The organism is Ruegeria arenilitoris (assembly GCF_013035315.1).
Classification (GTDB): Bacteria; Pseudomonadota; Alphaproteobacteria; order Rhodobacterales; family Rhodobacteraceae; genus Ruegeria; species Ruegeria arenilitoris_D.
Window position 1 is genome coordinate 77,093 of the sequence record NZ_WQHP01000010.1, and the last position, 15,871, is coordinate 92,963.

14 protein-coding genes are annotated in these 15,871 nt (G+C 58.9%); 3 read left to right on the plus strand and 11 right to left on the minus strand.

What is annotated here, in order from left to right:
• Window positions 1–2 precede the first annotated feature (2 nt).
• Window positions 3–671, minus strand: coding sequence for a CDP-diacylglycerol--glycerol-3-phosphate 3-phosphatidyltransferase (pgsA, locus tag GOV53_RS18490; protein ID WP_170469205.1), 669 nt, complete (start codon window positions 669–671; stop codon window positions 3–5).
• Window positions 672–846: 175 nt separating this feature from the next.
• On the opposite strand from pgsA, the gene GOV53_RS18495 reads away from it, so the two are divergent.
• The gene (locus GOV53_RS18495) at window positions 847–1,731 is read left to right on the plus strand and encodes a DMT family transporter (RefSeq protein WP_170469339.1); all 885 of its coding nucleotides are present in this window, start codon (window positions 847–849) and stop codon (window positions 1,729–1,731) included.
• Here GOV53_RS18495 and uvrC read toward each other — a convergent pair.
• The 7 genes from uvrC to GOV53_RS18530 form a co-directional block, all read right to left on the minus strand.
• Window positions 1,728–3,602 (minus strand): excinuclease ABC subunit UvrC, encoded by a 1,875-nt coding sequence (uvrC, locus tag GOV53_RS18500; RefSeq protein ID WP_170469208.1) that lies wholly within the window; start codon window positions 3,600–3,602, stop codon window positions 1,728–1,730. The two genes, GOV53_RS18495 and uvrC, sit on opposite strands and share 4 nt — an antisense overlap.
• 290 nt (window positions 3,603–3,892) lie before the next feature.
• Complete coding sequence (locus GOV53_RS18505; protein WP_170469211.1) at window positions 3,893–4,672, minus strand: SDR family oxidoreductase; 780 nt, start codon at window positions 4,670–4,672, stop codon at window positions 3,893–3,895.
• Window positions 4,673–4,693: 21 nt separating this feature from the next.
• On the minus strand, window positions 4,694–5,656 hold the full coding sequence (locus GOV53_RS18510; RefSeq protein ID WP_170426925.1) for a calcium/sodium antiporter: 963 nt from the start codon (window positions 5,654–5,656) through the stop codon (window positions 4,694–4,696).
• A 168-nt stretch (window positions 5,657–5,824) separates the two neighbouring features.
• On the minus strand, window positions 5,825–6,622 hold the full coding sequence (locus tag GOV53_RS18515) for a S49 family peptidase (protein ID WP_170469341.1): 798 nt from the start codon (window positions 6,620–6,622) through the stop codon (window positions 5,825–5,827).
• A 120-nt stretch (window positions 6,623–6,742) separates the two neighbouring features.
• On the minus strand, window positions 6,743–7,504 hold the full coding sequence (locus GOV53_RS18520) for an ABC transporter permease (protein WP_170469214.1): 762 nt from the start codon (window positions 7,502–7,504) through the stop codon (window positions 6,743–6,745).
• Complete coding sequence (locus GOV53_RS18525; protein ID WP_170469217.1) at window positions 7,501–8,430, minus strand: ABC transporter ATP-binding protein; 930 nt, start codon at window positions 8,428–8,430, stop codon at window positions 7,501–7,503. Before GOV53_RS18525 ends, GOV53_RS18520 begins: the two co-directional genes overlap by 4 nt.
• 101 nt (window positions 8,431–8,531) lie before the next feature.
• The gene (locus tag GOV53_RS18530) at window positions 8,532–9,797 is read right to left on the minus strand and encodes a TAXI family TRAP transporter solute-binding subunit (protein WP_170469220.1); all 1,266 of its coding nucleotides are present in this window, start codon (window positions 9,795–9,797) and stop codon (window positions 8,532–8,534) included.
• 123 nt (window positions 9,798–9,920) lie between these two features.
• On the opposite strand from GOV53_RS18530, the gene GOV53_RS18535 reads away from it, so the two are divergent.
• Window positions 9,921–11,030, plus strand: a complete 1,110-nt coding sequence (locus GOV53_RS18535) for a CaiB/BaiF CoA transferase family protein (protein ID WP_170469223.1) — start codon at window positions 9,921–9,923, stop codon at window positions 11,028–11,030.
• A gap of 47 nt (window positions 11,031–11,077) precedes the next feature.
• Here the strand turns inward: GOV53_RS18535 and hemE are convergent, their stop codons facing one another.
• Window positions 11,078–12,121: a uroporphyrinogen decarboxylase gene (gene hemE / locus GOV53_RS18540; protein WP_170469225.1), complete on the minus strand. Its 1,044-nt coding sequence runs from the start codon at window positions 12,119–12,121 to the stop codon at window positions 11,078–11,080.
• 107 nt (window positions 12,122–12,228) lie between these two features.
• Here hemE and hemC point away from each other — a divergent pair, with 107 nt between their 5' ends.
• A complete protein-coding gene (gene hemC, locus GOV53_RS18545; protein WP_170469228.1) occupies window positions 12,229–13,188 on the plus strand; it encodes a hydroxymethylbilane synthase in 960 nt (319 codons plus the stop codon).
• A gap of 215 nt (window positions 13,189–13,403) precedes the next feature.
• On the opposite strand, the gene GOV53_RS18550 is transcribed toward hemC, so the two are convergent.
• Together GOV53_RS18550 and GOV53_RS18555 are read right to left on the minus strand one after the other, a co-directional pair.
• Entirely contained in the window at window positions 13,404–14,681 is a 1,278-nt protein-coding gene (locus tag GOV53_RS18550; protein ID WP_170469231.1) for an aspartate aminotransferase family protein, read from the minus strand.
• 1 nt (window position 14,682) lies between these two features.
• Entirely contained in the window at window positions 14,683–15,786 is a 1,104-nt protein-coding gene (locus tag GOV53_RS18555; RefSeq protein WP_170469234.1) for a mandelate racemase/muconate lactonizing enzyme family protein, read from the minus strand.
• Window positions 15,787–15,871: the final 85 nt, after the last annotated feature.

Sequence of the window (15,871 nt, forward strand, 5' to 3'; positions counted from 1 at the left end):
CTTTAGCTCTCCTTCAGGTGGGGCATAGCTTTACGTAGGTAGTCATAGCCGGTGATCAATGTCAGCGCCGCAGCAATCCACAGCAACCACAGCCCAATCCGGCCTGCCCAGAACATCCCCTCCAGATGCCAGCGCATGTGGTTGATATCTTCCAGCTGGCCGGTCAGCACCAAATCCATTGTGGCAGCATCCATGCCGAAGGTAGACATCACAAAATAGTGCTCGAAAATCCCCTGCGAAAACAGGACGGCAATCGCCACCATCTGCGCTGTCGTTTTCCACTTGGCCAGTTTCGTGACTTTGAGCGTCCCGGCCGTATCGCCCAGATATTCACGCAGGCCCGAAACGAAGACCTCGCGGAACAGGATGACCGTCGCTGGCAGCACCAGCCACGGCGTCCAGTGTTCGGTCGAATAACCCACCAGGATCATTAGCGCGATCACCACCATCGCCTTGTCCGCGATCGGGTCCAGCATCGCACCAATCTTGGTTTCTTGCTTCCACGCACGCGCCAAATAGCCGTCGAACCAGTCGGTGATAGCTGCCGACAGGAACAGGATCAGCGCAAACCAATCTGCATAGGGCCGGGTGAAATACAGAAACATAACGGCCAGACCGGGCGCAGCCAACAAGCGCAGGACGGTCAGGATATTCGGCAGGTTCCACTTCATGCTCGGACCCTACATTGCCGGGCAAGGACAGAAAAGACGGGCCGGAAAAAAACTGCACCGATCACAGGGGCTTGGTCAAAGCGCCGCAGTGTCCCGTGTCCCGGTTATTCACCTTGGCCTTTGTTCCGATTGCCGTCACAGTGGGCGCAATCAGGCCCACCGCGAAATGACCCAGATGACCCCGAACATTCAAACCGACGCACGCTCGAACCTGATTGGAAGCGCATGGATGATTGGCGCTATGGCGTGTTTTGCGCTGGAAGACGCGTTACTTAAGGCGTCAGCCATCACCTTGCCCATCTGGCAGATACTGGTGCTATTCGGCGCGGGTGGATCGGTGATTTTCGCCTGTGTCGCACTGGCCAGGGGCACTCGCCTGCTGCAACCGGATGTTCTATCGCCAGCAATGAAAATTCGGGCCGTTTTCGAAATCCTCGGTCGACTGTTCTACATCCTTGCCTTCACACTGACACCTTTGTCTTCGGCAACCGTGATCCTTCAGGCTACACCACTGGTAGTCGTCGCCTGTGCAGCCCTGCTGTTTGGCGAAACCGTCGGATGGCGACGATGGAGCGCCGTTCTTGTTGGCCTCCTCGGCGTTGTGATCATCATCCAGCCGACCGGGGACAGTTTCACCATTCTGTCGCTGCTCGCCGTGCTTGGGATGCTTGGATTTGCCGGACGTGATCTGGCCAGTCGGGTCGCCCCAGCGAGTCTGAGCACCGAGGTGTTGGGTTTTTACGGGTTTGTCAGCGTGATCGTCGCGGGTGTTGCCTATGGGTTATGGGAGCAAGCCCCGGTCGCGCCGATCAACCTGAATACCGGCCTGCATGTGACCGGTGCTGTGGTTCTGGGTTCGATCGCCTATGCGTCTTTGATGAAGGCCATGCGGACCGGCGAGGTATCCGCCGTCACCCCATTCCGCTATTCCCGGCTGCTATTCGGCGTGGCCTTGGGTGTGTTCTTTTTCGGCGAAGACCTAGACCAGACCATGTGGATTGGCAGCGCGCTGATCGTCGCCTCGGGGCTGTACATCCTTTGGCGCGGACGCAAGGCCTAGCCCTTGTCGTGAAAGAAGTCGTAAACCTTTTGCGCCAGCCCCGCTGAAATCCCTTCGACTGCTTTCAGATCCGCCAGATTCGCCCGGCTGACGGCTTTGGCGCTACCGAAATGCGCCAGCAAGGCACGCTTGCGTGCGGCCCCAACACCGGGAATTTCATCCAAAGGTGTCGCGCCCACAGCCTTGGCCCGCTTCGCGCGGTGCGTGCCGATGGCAAAGCGGTGCGCCTCGTCTCGCAGACGTTGAATGAAGTAGAGCACCGGATCATTGCGCTTGAGCGCAAAAGGACGCTGCCCGGTTCGGTGAAACTCTTCCTTGCCGTGATCACGGTCGACCCCTTTGGCGACACCGACCATGGGGATGTCTTCGACGCCATATTCGACCATGATCTCATGCACAGCGCTCACCTGCCCCGCGCCGCCGTCAATCAGCAACAGGTCGGGCCAATGGCCCTTGTCGCGGTCGGGGTCTTCCTTTTGCAGACGAGTGAACCGCCGGGTCAGAACCTCTTTCATCATGCCGAAGTCATCACCCGGGGTCAGGTCGTCGCCGCGAATGTTGAACTTGCGATAGGCGTTCTTCACAAAGCCATCGGGGCCTGCCACGATCATCCCACCAACGGCATTAGTCCCTTGAATGTGCGAGTTGTCGTAAACCTCTATCCGGTTCGGCGGGCTATCCAGATCAAACGCCTCGGCCACGCCGCGCAGCAATTTGGCCTGTGTCGCGCTTTCCGACATACGTCGCGCCAGAGACTCCCGTGCGTTGCGCAGCGCCCCGGCGATCAGTTCCTGTTTCTCGCCACGTTGCGGGACAAGAATTTCAACCTTGCGCCCTGCCTTCTCGCTCAGCGCTTCTTGCATCAGATCTGCGTTTTCAATTGCGTCCGAGAGGATCAACTGCCGCGGAGGTTCCTTGTTGTCGTAAAACTGACCGAGGAACGCCTCCATTGCTTCCGCCGGAGACACATCCGCGCCGACCCGAGGATAGAAGTCCTTGTTGCCCCAGTTCTGGTTCGCACGGATGAAAAACACCTGCACACAGGCCTGCCCGCTGTCCATATAAAGGCCGATCACATCCGCCTCGGCCACGCCGCGCGGGTTGATACCCTGAGAGGTCTGGACTTGCGTCAGCGCGCGAATTCGGTCGCGCAGCCCGGCGGCGCGCTCGAACTCCATCGCCTCGGATGCGGCCATCATCTGGTCGGCCAGTTCTTCCTGCACTTTGGTCGAACGGCCGGACAGGAACCGTTCCGCATCCTTGACGCTTTCAAGATAATCCGCCTCGGAAATCAGCCCAACACACGGCCCCGAACACCGCTTGATTTGATAGAGCAGGCAAGGCCGCGTACGGCTGTCGAACATCGAGTCCGAACAGTTCCGCAGCAGGAACGCTTTCTGCAGCTGGTTCAGCGTCCGGTTCACCGCTCCTGCGCTGGCGAAGGGGCCGAAATACGCCCCCTTTTCTTTCTTCGCACCGCGATGTTTCTTGATCTGCGGAAAGGCATGATCCTTGGCGACCAGAATATTCGGAAAGCTTTTGTCGTCGCGCAGCAGCACGTTGTACTTGGGCTTGAGCTGCTTGATCAGGTTCTGTTCCAGCAGAAGCGCCTCGGTCTCGGTCCGGGTGGTCAGGAACATCATCGACGCTGTCGCGGCGATCATCCGTTCGATCCGCCCCGAATGGCCAGGCCGCGCGTAGTTCGACACTCGTGCCTTGAGGTTGCGCGCCTTGCCCACGTACAGAACCCGGCTGTCCGCATCTAACATCCGGTACACACCCGGCGAACTGTCCAGCGTTTTCACATAGCGCTGGATGCAGGCATAGCCGGTCAGTTGTGTCTCAGAGGTCGGGTCGCTGTCTGTGGTCATTTGCCTGAAATATGATTCTCTGACTATGGCTGCAATCTTGTCGGTCTCAGTTCAAGAGAAAACAAATCCACGGTTTCTGTGGATAAGTGTGAAGATAAGTTTCTCAGGGTGTCGATTTTCCCTTGTATACATAGGCATTCCTTGAGTTGCACAAAAAATAGGCGCATAAATAACCTTTTGATTTTGAACAAAATTTTTTCGTACACATGGCAAGTGTATGAAAAAAAAGACAATTTTGTAACGCGCACGTAACGGAAACGAGAGCGGTGCAAAACTTGCAGCAGTTATGCTTATTCAACCCCCAGAACATCCGGGGTTTTCCACCCAAGATGCTGGCCTCCATCGACGCACAAAAGCTGCCCGGTGACCGCGTGCGCATCCAGAAAATAGCCCAGGGCAGCCGTGATATCCGACGGGTTGGAGCCGCGCTCAAGCACAGTGTTGGCGCGCTGTGTTTTGAAGTGTTCTTCGCTTTGCCTGTGGCCCTGCATCGTCGGTCCCGGCCCGATGGCATTGACCCGGATCGCTGGTGTCAGAGCCTGTGCGGCAGTGCGGGTCAGCGCCCACAAGCCCATCTTGGCAATCGTGTAGGTTATGAATTCCGGCGTCAGCTTGCGCACCCGCATGTCGACCAGGTTGACGATCAAACCCGTAGCTACGGGTTCGCCTGCCTCGTCGGTATCTGGTTTCAACCCCTGCTCAGCCATGGCCTGCGTCAAGACAAAAGGTGCGCGCAAGTTGCTGTCCAGGTGGCGGTCCCAGCTTTGGCGCGTCGCAGTGTGGATGTTGTCGTATTCAAAGATGGATGCGTTGTTCACCAGACAAGTGATCGGTCCACCCAACGCCTCGGCCGCGCGGGGTAGCAGAGCCTGAACCTGTGCCTCGTCCAACAGGTCAGCTTGCAAGGCAACCGCTTTGCCCCCCAACGCCTGCACCTCAGCCACGGTCTCTGACGCGGGTTGTTCAGAGGTCGCATAATGCACAGCGACATCATATCCCCGCTGCGCCAGATACAGGGCCATTGCCCGGCCCAGACGAATTCCAGCACCGGTTACCAATGCACGGGCCATGCCTATCCCCTTACTCCAAGATTACGCCAGCAGTGAGACGATGTAGACCCCGTACAGCAGGGTCAACACCAGACCCCAACCACGCGTGATATCTTTTTTGAAAAACACGAACGGGATCAACAGCAGCGACGCGCCAAGCATGACCCAAAGATCGAAATGCAGGAACTCTGGATCCACGGGAATGCGGCCGAACAGCGTTGCAATGCCGACAATGGCCAGCAGGTTGAACATATTCGACCCGATCACATTGCCCAGCGCAACATCGGCCTGCCTGCGTAAAGCCGCCATGACTGTTGTGGCCAGTTCCGGTAGCGACGTTCCGACCGCGACCAGAGTCAGGCCGATCACGGTTTCGCTGACACCATAGGTGCGCGCGATGACAGTTGCGTTGTCGACCAGCAAATGCGCGCCCATGGGCAGGCCGATCAGGCCAAGGACCAGATAGATCGACAGCTTCCAATACGGCATGTCTGGATCAGCCTCTTCCAGACCTTCCAGTTCGTCATCCTCGGCACAGGCGTCGCCACAAGCTTTGCGATGCGCATGGGCCTCGCGGAATGCGTTGAACAGAACCAACGCCAAAGCTGCCAAAAGAATTGCACCACTGGTCAGATTGAACACACCACAGAAGGCCAATCCGATGAACAAAACGGTGGCCAGCAGCATGAAGACGTAGTTCTTACGACTGTCGCACTCGCTTGTGTGCAGCGTGGCAAGCAACGCGGGCACGCCCAGAACCAACAGAATGTTTGCTGTGTTCGAACCCACGACGTTCCCCAAAGCGATCCCCGGCGCGTTTTCCTTGATCGCGCTGATCGCGATCAGCAGCTCTGGGGCCGAGGTGCCAAAGGCCACGATGGTCAGGCTGACGATAAGGGCCGGTACGCCCAGACGCAGGCTCAGGTTTACTGCGCCGCGCACCAATGCATCCCCTGCCAGCAGCAGGATCAACAATCCAAGGCCGGATAACAGCCATGCCGTCATGTACGGCCTCCTTTTTCGCAGGCACAGGGGCCTTTACCGATCCTGAACCGTCCGCAGCGCGGACATCTTGCAGACTGCAGCCTTTTCTGTCCCGGAAAGCGCAGCTTGCCGAACATCGCCAGGACACCTATGGCAATCAGGAAAAGGGTGACAATCTTGATAATCACGTCACAAACCAAAGCGCGCGAAGGCTGCGCGCTCCTCAATGCCGGTGATAGCGTCCTGGGCCAGCGAGGCCCCGAAGCGCGACCAGATCGGTTTGCGCAGGCCATAGCGGCGGAACTTGACCTTGTCGCCAAAACGTTCCTGCAGTTTCGGCTTCAGATGTGCGACGCCCTCAATCAGGCCTAGTTCCTGCGCGCGTTTGGCCAGCCAGACCTCGCCCGTGAACAAGTCCGCACTTTGGTCCAGCTTGTCCCCGCGGCGGGTTTTGACGTGGTTGATAAAGTTTTCATGGATATCGCCAAGCAGACCCTGCAACCGCGCGACATCTTCTTCTTTCTCGGGCGAGAACGGGTCGAGCATGGACTTCGATTTGCCCGCTGTGTGTACGCGCCGTTCGATCCCCTGACGCGCCAGAAACACATGCGCACCAAACCCAGCCGAGATTACGCCGATCGACCCCAGAACCGAGCTGTCGTCGGCCCAGATTTCATCGGCGGCCGCAGCCAGCCAGTACCCGCCAGATGCCGCGACATCCTCGACAAAGGCGATGACCGGCACATCAAGTTCTTCTGACAGCCGCCGGATGCGCGCCCCGATCAAAGAGCTTTGGACCGGCGAACCGCCGGGCGAATTGATCTCAAGCGCCACGGCGGCGGGTTTGCCTTTGCGAAACGCCTTTTCCAGAACGGGGGCCAGCGCGGTGTCGTTCAACGACCCACGCCCCGCCATTCCGATGGCGCCCGACAGACGGACCACGGCCACAAGGGGCTGTTTTTTGACAAACGGCAGGCTGAGTTTCATGGGTGCCGATGTAGAGTGCGGGTCTGCGCGAAACAAGGGACCGTTCCGGCCTAATACGCGACGTGAACTAAATTCCCACACATGGAGGGCAAAAATGCAACGCACCATGCGGCCCGCGCTCTAGCTGCGAATGCGCCAACCTGTTTTGAAGATCCAGCCAATCACAGCCAGACACAAACCGGTGAAGGCCAAAATCGCCAGCAGGCTCAGACCGATCGGAACATCCGCCAAGCCATAAAACGACCAGCGAAACCCGGAAATCAGATAGACGACCGGATTGAACAGCGAAATCGTTTGCCACACCGGCGGCAACATCGAGATCGAGTAGAACGTGCCTCCAAGAAAGATCAGTGGCGTGACGACTAGTTGAGGAACCAGGGACATCTGTTCAAAGTTACTGGCCCAGATTCCGATGATGAATCCCAACAAAGAAAAGCTGAGGCAAGAGAGGATCAGGAAAGCAGCCATCGCAAATGGGTGTTCGATCCTTATGTCCACAAAGAATGTGGCCGTTACAAGGATCACCAGCCCGACGAACAGGGACTTCGTTGCAGCGGCCCCGACGTAACCGATGACGATCTCGATGAAATTCACGGGCGCGGACAGCAACTCGAAAATCGTACCCAGAAACTTGGGGAAGTAGATTCCGAACGACGCGTTGGAAATCGCCAGCATCACGACTGACAGCATGATCAGGCCGGGCACGATAAACGCGCCATAGGACACGCCCTCGACCTCTTGGATGCGGCTGCCAATCGCGGTGCCGAAGACCACGAAATACAACGAGGTCGACAGGACCGGCGACAGAAAGCTCTGCGCCAGGGTTCGGAAGAACCGGGCCATCTCGAACCGATATATTGCGGCAACGGCGGACCAGTTCATGCGGGTTCTCCCGATACCAGATTCACGAATATCTCTTCCAGACTCGACTGCCGGGTTTGCACGTCGCGCAACACCAGCCCGGCCTGCGCAACATCGTTCAACAATGTGGTGATCCCGGTGCGATCCGCGTGTGTGTCATAGGTATAGACCAGCGCATCACCGTTGCCGTTCAGTGTCAGATTGTGCGCCGCCAGACTATCGGGAATGGCCTGAATGGGCTCGGTCAGCATGACCTCGATCTGTTTCTTGCCCATCTGAGCCATCAAGGTGTCTTTATCCTGCACAAGCAGCAGCTCACCCTTGTCGATCACACCGATCCGGTCGGCGATCGCCTCAGCCTCTTCGATGTAGTGCGTGGTCAAGATAATGGTGACCCCGGCCCGTTTCAGCTCGGCCACAATCTCCCACATATCCTTGCGCAGTTCGACATCCACCCCTGCGGTTGGCTCGTCCAGAAACAGCACCCGCGGCTCATGCGCCAGAGCTTTGGCGATCAGCACCCGGCGCTTCATGCCCCCGGACAGCTCTTTGATCGCGTTTTTCCGTTTTTCCCAAAGCGACAGCTTGCGCAATATCTCTTCGATCCGTGCATTGTCACTGCCATATCCGAACAGCCCGCGCGAGAACCGCACGGTGTTCCAAACCTTCTCGAACGGCTCCAGAGCGATTTCCTGCGGCACCAGCCCGATCATTCGACGCGCGGCGCGATACTCGGTCTGGATGTTGTGCCCTCCGACGGTCACAGAACCCGAGGTCGGCGTCGTGATACCGCAAATGGTCGAGATCAACGTGGTCTTGCCGGCCCCGTTCGGCCCAAGCAGCGCCAGAATCTCGCCCTGCTCGATATCCAGCGTCACGCCTTTCAGCGCTTCGAATCCGTCGGCGTAGGACTTGCGTAATTCCTTGATGGACAGAATGGTTGTCATGCACGTTCCCTGTTCTGGCGGGCACACTACCCCGGCAGATCGGCGCAGAACAGGTCAATTCCGCACAGAGTTCTGCGCTTTTTTGTAGGTGATATGTTGCGTCAGGTGCGGGCGTGCTGCTGCATCTCGGCGATCCGCTTTTGCACAAGCTCCACATGCAGGCGGGCATCGTATTGCCCTTGCCGATAGGCCGCAGGCAGCCGTAGCGTCGCCAGCCGTTCGTCCAAAGCGCTCAGATGCGACTGCATGTCTTGCAAGGCATCGGCGTCAGGATCATTGGCCAGTTCCTGTTCAATATCTCGGATCTCGGGGTAGTGCTGCCAGACCCGCCACCGCATCGCGTAGGCATAGGCCAACGGCAACAGCCGCATCAAAGGAACAACGATGAAAAAGAACGGCAGTAACAGCAACAACACCCGATTGATCTGTGCCGCGATCCAATAGGGCAGCCAGTTGTGCCAGGTCGACGGACCGTCGAGGATCAGTTGCCGCGCCGTATTGCTGACGACCATTCCGGCACCTTCAAGGTTCGGAAACGCGCCAGGATCGGCGAGAATACCGCGCGTGCTGTGCAGCTCGATCGCGGCCATGGTCAGCCTGTTGATCAGCGCAGGATGCAGATCTGGCCGCACGACCAGACGGGCCTCAAGTGCGATCAGATCCACCGGCCGCGGCGGCAAAACCGGATCAAGGGACATCCCCCCGGCAGGAACAGTCACCACCGTCGCGTATTCCAACCTGCGCGAGATCGCCTGAACATGATCCAGCGCCAGCACCCGCAGCCCCGGCTCGTCATAGGCCGCTTTCAGGTACGGTGCCTCAATCGGCGCGACAAAAACGGCGATATCCAACTCTCCGGCCAGCAAAGCCGCTGCTGCATCGGCATAAGGGATTGAAGCATGCGTATTCTGTGCCTCACTCAACCCCACCGCTTTTTCGAAATCACGAAACGCCGCTGCGGTACCGGACCCCGGCGCGCCGCTGTTTATCCGTAAACCAGTCCAAAGCGCCGGGTTGCGCGGAATATCTGCATCAGCGTTCACTAGAAAAATGATGGGTTCAAAAAACACGGCCCCAACAGCTTCGGCCTTTCCCGGATCAACCCGAATACCACCCTGCAGAAAAGCCGCATCCACCTGTCCCGTATTCAGCAACTCGGCATTCTCAACCGACCCTGCGGTATCCACGATATCCAACTGCAGATCGTCGCGCGCCAGAATCGCCGCATAGTCCTGAGCGTCCGTTTCATAGGCCCCACCCACTGGTCCAGCCGCCAACAGCAAACTGCCCGGCGGATGCAAGCGCGCAAGCACACCCACAACCACAGCCAGCGCAACGGCGCCCCCGAAAAGGATCCACAACCGCATCCGAGCCTCGCTCTCCATCCCGCGTTAGACGCTAAGGATTGCGTGACCATCTGACAAGACAGCAGAATCCAGCCTTGCATTTCCAAGCCATCCCCGAAAACCTGCGCCGAAAGGAGGAACCCAATGCTCAACGGAATTCGGATCATAGAGGTCGAGGGCTTGGGACCAGGCCCATTCGCGGCGATGCTACTGGCGGATCTGGGCGCAGATGTCGTCACGATCCACCGCAAAGGGCAACACGCCGCGCCGGGCATGCCGGAACAATCCGTCCTGGATCGTGGCAAACGTTCAATCGATCTGGACCTCAAGGACCCCGCCGATCTGGAAATCGCCCGTCGCCTGATTGCCGCAGCCGATGCCCTGATCGAGGGGTTCCGCCCGGGGGTGATGGAAAAGCTGGGTTTAGGCCCCGAGGCCTTCAGGGATAACAATCCTGGGCTTGTATATGGTCGCATGACCGGTTGGGGACAGGACAGCCCGCTTTCCGACACGGCTGGCCACGATCTGAACTATATCTCTTTGTCGGGCGCCCTGTGGTATGCCTCCGCCCCCGGCCACCCCCCACAAACCCCTGCCACGCTGGTCGGTGACATTGGCGGCGGCGCAATGTATCTGGTCGCCGGGATATTAGCCGGGATTTTGAACGCTCAACGAACCGGACAAGGCACGGTCGTTGACGCTGCCATTTATGACGGATCGGCACATATGATGAACCTGTTGATGAGCCTGCGCCAAACCGGCAACCTATCCGACGCGCGCGGCGCAAGCCTGCTGGACGGCCCCCATTGGAGCCGCACCTACGCATGCGCAGATCAGGGATTTGTTTCGGTGCAATGCCTCGAGCCGAAATTTTATGCCGAGTTCCTGCAGAGACTGGACCTCACCGACGATCCCGAATTTCAAAAACAGTATGTGCCCGCGCTCTGGCCCGCGCTTGCGCAGCGACTCGCAGAGATTTTCGCGCAGCAACCCCGTGACCACTGGGCGGACCTGTTCAAGGGCACCGATGCCTGCGTTGCGCCAGTTCTCAGCCCGCAAGAGGCCCAAGCCCACCCCATGAACACCGCACGCCAAACCTGGATAGAACAAGACGGCGTGTTTCAGGCCGCCGCCGCCCCGCGTTTTGCGAACCACGAATGGCAGCCCAAACCCATCCCAAGCCGCGGCGAACACCGACAGGACATTCTGGAGGAGTTGGCCACAAATACAGCCCCCGCCTCTTCTCCTGGCTAAAAATACCTCGGGGTGAATTGGCCGCAGGCCAAGAGGGGCTGGCCCCTCTACCCGTCCCGCCACGACCGCACAGTGTCGATCATCAACTGAACATTTTCAGGATCGGCATCGGGCGTGATCCCGTGGCCCAGGTTGAAGATATGCGGCCCCTTCGAGAACGCCTGCACGATGCGTCTCGTCTCATCCACCAGCGCCTGCCCACCCGTCACCATGTGGGACGAAGCCAGATTGCCCTGAACGCAGCCATCCACCTGCACATGCTCTGCCGCCCAGTCCGGCGAAACAGAGTTGTCCAGTGCAACGCAATCAACGCCAGTGGCCTTGGCAAAACCGACATAGGCGTCGCCCGCTTCACGCGGGAACCCGATCACCGGGATTCCGGGATGGCGCTCCTTGATCGCCTGAGTAATCACTCTGCACGGCTCAACAGCGTATTTTTGAAACGCTTCGCCTTTCAGCGACCCGGCCCAGCTGTCAAAGATTTTGACCACCTCGGCCCCGGCCTCGATCTGGGCCGAAAGGTATTCGATCGTCGCCTGCGTAATCCGCTCCAGCAGCGCTTCAAACAGCGCCGTGTTGCCTTCGCGCAGCGCATGGGCGGGTCCCTGATCCGGCGTGCCGCGTCCGGCGATCATATAGGTGGCCACGGTCCAGGGCGCGCCAGCGAACCCGATCAGAGTCGTTTCGGATGGCAATTCGCGCGACAGGATGCGAACCGTCTCATAGACTGGCGACAGGGTTTCATGGATGTCGGCGACGGGTTTCAACGCATCAAATTCTGATTGCTGCGTGATCGTCGACAAACGCGGCCCCTCGCCCGTGACAAACCACAGATCAGCGCCCAGCGCCTGTGGCACCAGCAGGATATCGGCAAACAGGATCGCCGCGTCGAACCCGTATCGGCGGATCGGTTGCAGCGTCACTTCGGCCGCCAGTTCGGGGTTGTAACACAAAGACAGGAAATCGCCGGCCTGCGCACGGGTTGCGCGATACTCGGGCAGATAACGCCCGGCCTGCCGCATCATCCAGATCGGCGGCACATCCTGCACCTCGCCCGCCAGCGCCCGCAGCAGTTTCTTTGTCTCGGCCATCTTTTTCCCCAATCGTCTGGTTTGTCGCAACGGGTCGTGCCTCAGTGGCAATTTGTCAAGCTCTGCCCCCATTGTCAGGGCAATGTGACGCGACTAAAGCTGTGCGTATGACACTGACCCTGCCAACCCCCGCATCACCGCTCAAGATCGGCACTCGTGGCTCACCGCTGGCGCTGGCACAAGCCCATGAAACCCGCGAACGCCTGGGCAAAGCCTTTGATCTGCCCGATGAGGCGTTCGAAATCGTTGTGATCAAAACCACCGGCGATAACCGGGCAATGATCGATGCGGATCGGCCGTTGAAAGAGATTGGCAACAAGGGTCTGTTCACCAAAGAAATCGAAGAGGCACTGCTAAGCGGCGATATCGACATCGCGGTGCATTCCACCAAGGATATGCCGGTCGCTCAACCCCACGGGCTGGTACTGGACACGTTCCTGCCACGCGAAGACGTGCGGGATGCGTTTATCTCTCCCAGCCTAAGTTCGATCCACGAGCTTGCCCAAGGGGCTGTGGTGGGCACGTCATCACTGCGGCGACGGGCGCAATTGCTGAACCGCCGTCCCGATCTGAACGTGGTTGAATTCAGGGGCAATGTGCAGACGCGCCTGAAAAAGCTGTCCGACGGTGTGGCGGACTGCACCTTTCTGGCCATGGCCGGTATCCGGCGCCTGAAAATGGACGAGGTTCCCGCCACCGCCATTTCAACCGAGGATATGCTGCCCGCTATCGCGCAGGGCACAATCGGCATCGAACGGCGTAGCGACGACACCCGCGCGGCTGAAATGCTCGAAGCAATCCACCATGCGGAAACCGGTCAGCGCCTGGCCGCTGAACGCGCCTTGCTGGCGGCGCTGGATGGCTCATGTGAAACCCCCATCGCGGGTCTGGCCGAGATACAAGAAGGCCAACTGCGCCTGCGCGGAGAGGTGCTGCGCCCCGACGGGTCCGAGGCAATCTCTGAAGACGTTACAGGTGCCATCGCAGACGGGTCAGACATGGGCCGCGCCTTGGCGGACTCCCTGCTAAAGCAGGCCGGTCCGGGATTTTTCGACTGGAGAAACTAAAAAAGTTTAAGAAAAGTGAACTACTTCACTGAGGCGACCGTTCGAATAAGGCACAACTGTGTCATACCGATTGAGAAGTCGGGACGGTCTCGAAAAAGTCGAAAGTTTTTTTAGTCCGTTCTTTTTTGTAAGTGGTATTCGAGGGGGCGAGGCCTCATCCCGAACTCCGATCAGTAAGGGCCGTTGTCTGAGAAGACAGCGGCCCGCTTAGTTTCTTAGGCTGCACTTATCGCCTGAACCGCTTTTTCGACGGCCAGTCGCGTATGCTCCAGATCGGCTGCGGTGACAGCCAACGAGGGATATACCTTGCCCGGTGCCTTAAACACACCATTTGCGCGCAGGGTCGCGTTGTAGAGCGCGCCGCGCTGCGGATCGTCATGTTGCGCGCTGCGATAGTCGCGGCAATCTGCATCGGTGAAATAGATATCAAACAGAGTTTCGTCGCCACAGATCCGATGCGGGATCCCCGCTTGGGTCAGCGCATCCACCTGCATTTTCTGCAACTCGGCCCCGATTTCGCGCAGGCGGTCATACATACCCTCGCGCCCCAGAACCTCCATCGTTTTCAACCCCGCGACCGAGGCGACAGGATTGCCTGACAGCGTCCCCAGCTGCATCAGCCAGCCTTCCTCGCCGACCTGGGCCTTGTCGAAATGCTTCATGATCTCGGCGCTTGCGCCCAGCGCGGCCAGAGGGAAGCCTCCGCCGATGATTTTGCCAAGCGTACAGATATCAGGTGTCACCCCATATCGTTCCTGCGCACCGCCAAAGGCCAGACGGAACCCGGTGACGATTTCATCAAAAATCAGCAGGACATTGTGTTTGTCACAAAGATCGCGCAATCCCTGAAGATATCCAGGCAGCGCCGGGATGATCCGTTGCAAGGGCTCGACCATGATGGCGGCGATGTCGTCATGCTCATTCAGCAGGTTTTCGACCGCCTCCAGATCATTATACGGCGCGACCAGCATTTGCTCGGCCACACTTTCGGGGATGCCCGCACTGTCGGGTACGGCCTGTGGGAAATTCACGCGGCGACTGGGGGCTAGGCTCATCTGCGCCTCTGCGCTCATGCCGTGATACCCGCCTTCGAACTTCAAAATCTTGTCGCGGCCGGTATAGGCGCGCGCCAGGCGAATGGCGTACATATCGGCCTCACCGCCCGAGGCAACAAAGCGCACCTGTTCGCAGCATGGCACTGCGTCCACGATAGCTTCGGCCAGTTCAATTCCGCGCGCGTTGTTGGCGAAAAAGGTCATGCCCTTGGGCAATTGTTCCAGAACGGCCTCCATCACCTCGGGGTGACCATGGCCCAAAAGCATCGGGCCGGAGCCGATCAGATAATCCACATATTCATTGCCATCCTCGTCCCAGACGCGGCTCCCTTCGCCGCGCGCGATAATGATGCCCGGATCGAAGTTACCGAAACCACCGGCGGGCAAAACCGTGTTTGCGCGATCGATCCATTCAGATTGGGTGTTGATTTTCAGCATCTCAAACGATCTCCAGTAGGGATGAGCCAAGAACATCCGGGTCTGGTACAACACCTAACCCCGGACCTTCGGGCGGAGCAATCCGTCCATTTTCACGGTTTGGTGCCTCCGGACAGATGCGCGGTGACACATAGGATGACAGGTCACAGGTATTCATCAATGACCCGTGCGGGGTCGAGGCCGCAAAATGCAGCGAGGCGGCGGTGACGATATCTGAACCCCACGTACATTCGGCGCAGATCTCGGCCCCGAAATGCACGGTCAGATCACGGGCGCGGCGCATGGCGGACAGGCCACCGAACTTCGACAGTTTCAGTGCGACGGCATCCATGCAGCCTAGGTCATGCGCGCGGTGCAGCGACGCCAGATCATGGGCGTTTTCGTCGATTTTCATAGGCAACCCGGTCGCTTGCCGGACGGCGGCACAGTCCTCCAGTGATTTACAGGGCTGTTCCAGCATCACATCCAGATGCGCGACCGCCCGGCCCGTCCGCGTCGCTTGCAAGCGCGAAGCGCCGCAGTTCCAGTCACCATAGACAAGCGGCCCGGGTCCGACAGCCTCACGCACTTTGATCAGACGCTCGGCATCGGCCTGCCAATCGCCCTCAACCCCCAACTTGACCTGAAACTGACGGATGCCGGTCTGGTAAGCAGTTTTGGCAATCCGTGCCATGTCGTCCGGCGCGATGCAGGTGATCGAGTGATAGAGTGGCATATCCTTGCGCGTGCGCCCGCCCAGCAGCGCATAGATCGGCTGGCCCGTGGCCTGCCCGAACAAATCCCACAGGGCGATGTCGATCGCGGACTTGGCATAGCGATGGCCCTGCAGAAACCCGTCCAGCTTACGCATCGGGGCGTCCACACCAAATGGGGACATGCCGAGGATTTCAGAGGCCATCTCGGTCACGGCGCTTGGCACGCCACCGGCATAGGCGGGCAGGTAATGCGGGATCGGGCAGACCTCTCCCCACCCTTTCAGACCAGTATCTGTCTCAAGGCACAGGATATGAGAGGTCACGGTCGCGCAGGTCTTGCCCTCGGCCATGTGATAGGTCTCATGGCTGGTCAGATCGACGGACCAGAGCGTTATCCGAGTCACCTTCATTCAGAACGTCCTTTGAAAACCGATGGCGGGCTCGAAAGGGGGCCAGCCCCCCTCTTGGCCTGCGGCCAATTCACCCCCCGAGGTA